The sequence below is a fragment of the Bradyrhizobium sp. genome (genome assembly GCF_049581145.1).
In the GTDB taxonomy this organism is placed as follows: Bacteria; Pseudomonadota; Alphaproteobacteria; order Rhizobiales; family Xanthobacteraceae; genus Bradyrhizobium.
Genome location: NZ_JBAURI010000005.1, coordinates 1 through 6,145, shown reverse-complemented (window position 1 = coordinate 6,145; position 6,145 = coordinate 1). Strand labels below are relative to the sequence as shown.

The window sequence follows — 6,145 nt, the reverse complement described above, 5'->3', positions numbered from 1 at the left end:
GTCTACCGCAGCGGCACGCTCAGTCTTGCGCGCGGCTCGCAACTGGTCGGCGTGCGCGGGGCGACAAAGCTTATCTTCACCGGCGGCGCGTCACTGGTGCTGGGCGAAGGTGTCGACAATGCCACGCTGATGGGACTGACGTTCGACGGCGGCGGCATTGCCCTGCCGGCCCGGCGCGGGCTGATCCATTGTCCCGGCGGGCGCGACATCAGGATCACCGATTGCGAGATCACCGGCAGCAGCGGCTGCGGCATCTGGCTCGAGCAGGTCTCGGGCGAGGTTAGCGGCAACATCTTCACCGACATCGTCGCCACCGCGCTGGTGTCGTTCGATGCGCTCGGGCTCATCGTATCACGCAACACCATTTCCGGCACAAGCGACAACGGCATCGAGATCCTGCGCACCGCGATCGGCGACGACGGCACGCTGGTCACAGATAACCGCATCGAAGACATCAAGGCCGGTCCCGGCGGCTCCGGGCAATATGGCAACGCCATCAACGCGTTTCGTGCCGGCAATGTGATCGTGCGCGGCAACCGCATCCGGAATTGCGACTATTCCGCGGTGCGCGGCAATTCGGCATCGAACATACAGATCACCGGCAACAGTGTCAGCGATGTCCGCGAAGTGGCGCTGTATGCGGAATTTTCCTTCGAAGGCGCCGTGATCGCCAACAATACCGTCGATGGCGCGGCGTTCGGCGTCTCCGTCTGCAACTTCAACGAGGGCGGACGCATCGCGGTGGTGCAAGGCAACGTCATCCGCAATCTGCTGCCGAAGCGCCCGATCGGCACCGCGCCGGACGATGACGCCGGCATCGGAATCTATGTCGAGGCTGACGCGTCGGTGACCGGCAATGTGATCGAGAACGCACCAGCGTTCGGCATCGTCGCCGGCTGGGGCAAATATCTGCGTGACGTCGCCATCACCGGCAATGTGATCCGCAACAGCCTTGCCGGCATCGGCGTGTCGGTCGTGGCAGGCGCTGGCACCGCGCTGGTCAACAACAACATGATTTCCGGGACGCCGCGCGGCGCGGTGGTTGGGCTCGATCATGGCCGCGCCATCACACAGGATCTGTCCGCCGCGGGCGCGGAGCGCCATGCGCAGGTCGTGATCGGCAGCAACGCGGTGCGGTAGTTCTCTCAGAGCGTGAGGCGAAGCAGCGGGTAGCGTTGCTCGATCGTGGCCAGATCCGGCACCGGAGCAAACGCATCGATCATGGCGCGCTCCAGCGCCGCCAGATCGACCGGCGCGGCCCGCGGCTCCTGTTCTGGTGCTGCAAGCTCCGCCTCCTCGGCGGCTGCCGAGTCGGCCGGCGGCTCGGTGCCGAAAAGGGCTTCGGTGATCGGCGCGATCATGAGTGGCGCAGCGGGGACCGGGGTCTCAGCGCGCGGCGCAATCGCGATGGGTGCGATGGCTGCCATCGCGACGCGTGGCGCAACCGCGATCGGTATCTCTGCACGTGGCGCAAGGGCGATTGGCTCGACAGGGACTGGTATCTCGATACGCGACGCGGCGGCGATCGGAGCCGGGCGCGGCGCAAGCTTCGGTAGCCCTGACAGCCGCGGCGGCGCCGACCATGATGCCGCGATCGGCGCCGATTTAGGCTGGGCATGAGACTCCGACAGGCTGCGCCAAGTATCCACCGCCAGCTTGGCTTCCCTGATGTTCTCCAGAAACGCGAGCTCGCTATAGTAGCGGCGCCAGCGGCCGCTCTCGAACATGCGTGTCAGATATTCCAGCCGATGCTCGGCAAGCTCGCGCCAGCACGCGAGGAGATCGCGGCCAGGGGCCACGTCTGTTTGAAGTGTCATGAACCAGCCCGCAGAAAGAGAAACGGACGCAGCACCCGACGCAGACGAATCAACCCACTTGTGTCGGGATTATGTTGTGAAAAACATTTCTGCTGTCTAGCGACGTTTGCGCAACACGATCATAAGCGTGCACAACCCGTGGTTACACGGGTCAACCACGTGCCTACTCTTCGGAGCGCGAAGAGTTGTCGCCAGAACCGGAAGACCCGTCCGGGGGGACAACCGGACGGGTCAAGCCATACGGGCGCTTGGGGTGGATGGGCGCTCGCGCCTGATATAGCCGTGGGGAGGGAATTTCCGCTCCCACGTCAATTGGTCGCCGAGGGTACCCAGGACGTTCAAAACGCCCGGCGATTTTTTACGATCGGGCGAGCAATTTTTCCGCGCAAGCTTATCGCTCGGCGGGCCGAACCGCATCACTGGCTGCGGGCTTGTCGGATGCAACGACGTCCGCTGCGGCGGGCGCCAGCGCGCGAAGCGCTGGATTTTCCTGCGGTTCTGCAGGCATTCTGTGGGGTTTGACGGTTTCCTTGGCAGTTTCCTTGGCAGTTTCTTTGGCAGTCTCCTTGGCCGGCTCCGAGGCCGTGACCGGGGTCGAGGGCGCGACGATCGCGGCCTCGACCGCCGCATATGCGTCGGCCTCGCCTGCGCCGAACAGGTCATCACGAGCCGGTGATGCCAGCCCGCGTGCGGTCTTCACCAGGATCGTGCGCAATTGCTCCGGCTTCAACGCGGGATTGCGCTCCAGCACCAGCGCGGCCAGGCCGCTGACGAATGCCGCAGAGAATGAGGTCCCCGACGTCATCTGGTATTTCTGGTCCGGCGCTGGCAGAAATATATCAACGCCGGGCGCGGCCAGCGCGATGTAGTTACCGCGATTCGAGGCGCTGAACAGCTGGTCGTGCTCGTCGGTCGCACTGACGGCGATCACGTTCGGATTGGCGGCGGGATAGAGCGGCGGCGATTTGGCGCCGGCGTTGCCGGCCGCGGCCACCAGCACGATGCCTTTGCTCGCAAGCGCCGCAGTCGCCCGCTCGATCAAATTGTCCTTCGGACCGGCGAAGCTCATGTTGACGATCTGCGCGCCATGCGCTGCGGCGTAGTCCATCGCCTTCAAGATCACGAAGGAGTTGCTCTGTACACCGCTCGACGCCACGCCAAAGGCGCGGATCGCCAGAATCCGCGCAGCCGGCGCGCTGCCCATCAGCCGCGCATGGGCAGCGATCGCACCGGCAATGCCGGTGCCATGCGCATGCGGACCTTCCTTGCTGCCGAGCGCGTCATAGGATTCGACGATCGAATTGGTGAGCTCCGGGTGCTTGGCGTCGATTCCGGAATCGATCACCGCGATGGTCACGTTGGTGCCGTGAGCCAGCGTATGCGCCTCGGGCAATCGCAGTTTTGGCAAGGCGTATTGCGCGGGATCGCCCTCGGCCAGGGCAACCTTGTGCTCCGTCTCTTTCTGCTCTTGCAGCAGATAGCGGAAGTTCGGCTGTACTGAACGTACGCCGGCATCGGCCGCAAACTCGCGACTCACCGTCTCGAGCGGCCGGCGATCGGCGATGCGGAACAGGCCGACGGTCGCACCGATGAGCGGAAAGTTCTGCGACCCGATCCGCATCAGCCGGTGCCGCCGCGCCAGTTCGTCAGCCTGCGCATCCGACAGCGCACCGTCGATCTCGGCCACTAGTTCATTGGCAATGGTGCGGATAGCGCGGTCTGACGCGGCCTGCGCATCGTTGCGCGGAGCGCCTGTCGTCTTGGCCTTGGCTGTGCGGCGGCGGCTCGGCGCTGTCGAGGCCGCCACGTCCAGGCATCCGCCGGCGATGCCGCGATCTGCGCCGCCGCAGCCCGGATAGAGGTTCGGGGAATAGTAGACGTAAGGAGGGTGCGGATTGAATCTTGCCGGGAGCCTTGCCGTGAGCCTTGGCGGCAGTATCGGCGTCAGCCTTCCCGTCAGTCTTGGCGGCAACGGCCGGACGGTGGTCACCGTGCGGCCGACATTGTTGACCGCGCCGCCCGGAATGTTGGCATTGATGTTGCTGTCGCTGATCGTCGGGGCGCGCGCGCCGACATTGAGGCTCGGCGTGCGCATGAAACCTTGCGCATGGACGGCGGGACCTGCGAGGAAGGCGGCCGCCGCCAATGCCATCGCGGCCAGCGCCCACGCGGCATGCCGTGCCCTCATCCGCCGGCGCGCGACATCAAAACGCATGGGGACCTCGGATTCCAAAAGGAGGGTCGCGGCCTCAGGGCGTCGCGACCGCAAGCTTGACGATCTTCTCGCGCTGCAACCGGCTCAGCAGGCTGGCGACTTCGTCCTGGGTCATCGCCTTACTGCCGAACTGCAGACGAAACATGCCCCCCTTGACGCCATCGATGATCGTGGCCTGATAGGCGTCAAGCAATGCCATGATGTCGGCGACCCGCGCATCCGGGGCGAAGCGGACCAGCGCACGTGGCGGCGTCGCCAGACCCAGTTCGCGCGTCACTGCTGGCTCGTCGGGACTCAACGAGGCCGTCTGATAGATGGTGGACTCGTTCTTGATCAGGACCGCACCGATCACCCCTGCCTGCAGCAGCAGCAGAACCGCCCCCAGGCTCGCCGACCATGCCAGTGTCCGCGGCGAGAGGCCGGCGAAAAAGCCGGCGATACGCGTCGAGATATCGAGCGAGCGTCGCTGCTCGGGCGTCGGTTCAGTCTCGATGGCCGCAAATAGTCTATGCATGGCGCGTGCGGACGGTGCGCCGAGGCTTTCATTGAGACCGATGGTTTCGGTGTATTCTTCGCGGATCACGGCATATTGCCGGGCGAGCTCAGGATCGTGGGCGAGCGCGTCCTCGACACGGCGCGCATCGCGCGCACTTAGCGTGCCAGCGGCATGCCAGGGCAGCAGCATCTCCATTTCACTGGGTTCTTGGTCCAGCATCCTGTTGCTCAATGCCATCACGGCCAGCCTCGTTCCACGCCGGCTGCCTTGAGCAGTTCGGCCAGTTTCTTGCGCGCATAAAACAGCCGCGTCTTGACGGTGTTTTCCGGTATCCCGACGATTTCGGCCACTTCCTCCACGGACTTCTCGTGGTAGTAGACGAGATCGACGATCTCCCGATGTTCCGGCGAAAGCGATATCATGCACTTCCGCAACGCTTGACCCGTATCCTTCTTCTGCACCGTCACTTCGGGATCGTCTGACGTGTCCTCGATCGCGTTGGCAGCCTCGTCTTCCAGTTCGGCATCCTTCCTGCGCCGCAGCGCAGACAGGGCCTTGAATCGCGTTATTGCCAGGAGCCAGGTCGAGACGGCGGAGCGGCCTTCAAACTTGCCAGCCTGACGCCACACATCGAGGAAAACCTCGCTGATGAGGTCTTCCGCGACCTGTTCGTCTCGCACAAGCCGAAGCCCGAAGCGATACACCCTGACATGGTGCCTTCCGTACAGCACCTGCATGGCGAGCCGGTCGCCTTGAGCGATCCTGCCGATCAGGGATTCATCCGTAACCGCTGTCGCGCTCAATGGCCGTCTCGCAGAGTTGGTCGAAGCGGACCGGCTGATGGTTCGACGGCTAGGACAAAATTCTTGATTTTATCCGAAACTATCGCCGCCGTATGTGATCTACCGCACAAAAGGGGATTTTCGAAAGAACGAGATAAAGAACGAGATGGAAAACAAAACATAAAAAAATCAAACGTCATGACACGAAAATACCTTCGTTAACAGCCTCGCTCCGCCGCCGGGCTTATCGAGCCTCGGTTGCGAAAAAGCAGCTGCGAGCCCCGCCGGCTCGCCGCCACGATCTGAGGCGTCCTTCCGGACCGGCTAATTTCCATTGCCAATCAATGGCGACCGCCATTTGTCGGCCCTGCGTCCACACTGAAAGATACCAAACCTAAAGGCTTTACCACTTATTTTTGGGCGCCGAGTTCCATCAATGGCGAGAGTATGGGCACGTCTGCGTCGCCTTTTCTAAACCCGATTGCGGCTGAGCTGGAGAGCGTTGGCGCACAACCGACGGCTCAGGTTCTGTCGCGCAGGTTGAGACAACGCCGCCAGATTCAGCTCATGATTGCGGCGAGCTATCTGCTGGATGCCATCATCCTGTGGGTCTACGCGCGTGCCGGCACGATCCCGGTCAGCATCAGTTCCGCTTACGCTGCCTGTGGGTTGCTCGCGGTAGCGGTCTATCTGCTACTCTCGGAAGCCGGATTCACCGAACGCTTCAAGGATCATTACTTCGTCGCGCCGCAACTGGCTACCGGCATGGCGATGATGCTGGTCTTCGCCTATCTCGTGCCCGAGGTCGGCGTGATGTTTCTGTGCACGCTGTTTC

General features: G+C 63.3%; 5 protein-coding genes and 1 pseudogene. 2 read left to right on the top strand and 4 right to left on the bottom strand.

The genetic code is table 11. The features are described 5' to 3' along the window. Nucleotides 1-1,140, top strand: a 1,140-nt coding sequence (locus WCB02_RS00195) for a TIGR03808 family TAT-translocated repetitive protein (protein WP_423955081.1), incomplete at its 5' end; no start/stop codon positions are given. A 5-nt stretch (nt 1,141-1,145) separates the two neighbouring features. Here WCB02_RS00195 and WCB02_RS00190 read toward each other — a convergent pair. From WCB02_RS00190 to WCB02_RS00175, 4 genes are all read right to left on the bottom strand, one after another. Continuing rightward, entirely contained in the window at nt 1,146-1,817 is a 672-nt protein-coding gene (locus tag WCB02_RS00190) for a TIGR03809 family protein (protein ID WP_423955080.1), read from the bottom strand. 391 nt (nt 1,818-2,208) lie between these two features. Continuing rightward, complete coding sequence (locus WCB02_RS00185; protein ID WP_423955079.1) at nt 2,209-4,032, bottom strand: S8 family serine peptidase; 1,824 nt, start codon at nt 4,030-4,032, stop codon at nt 2,209-2,211. 34 nt (nt 4,033-4,066) lie between these two features. Next, the gene (locus WCB02_RS00180) at nt 4,067-4,768 is read right to left on the bottom strand and encodes a hypothetical protein (protein WP_423955078.1); all 702 of its coding nucleotides are present in this window, start codon (nt 4,766-4,768) and stop codon (nt 4,067-4,069) included. Continuing rightward, complete coding sequence (locus WCB02_RS00175; RefSeq protein WP_423955077.1) at nt 4,765-5,331, bottom strand: sigma-70 family RNA polymerase sigma factor; 567 nt, start codon at nt 5,329-5,331, stop codon at nt 4,765-4,767. Before WCB02_RS00175 ends, WCB02_RS00180 begins: the two co-directional genes overlap by 4 nt. A gap of 426 nt (nt 5,332-5,757) precedes the next feature. Here WCB02_RS00175 and WCB02_RS00170 point away from each other — a divergent pair. Further along, a pseudogene (locus tag WCB02_RS00170) lies at nt 5,758-6,145 on the top strand (GGDEF domain-containing protein); the annotation flags it as partial.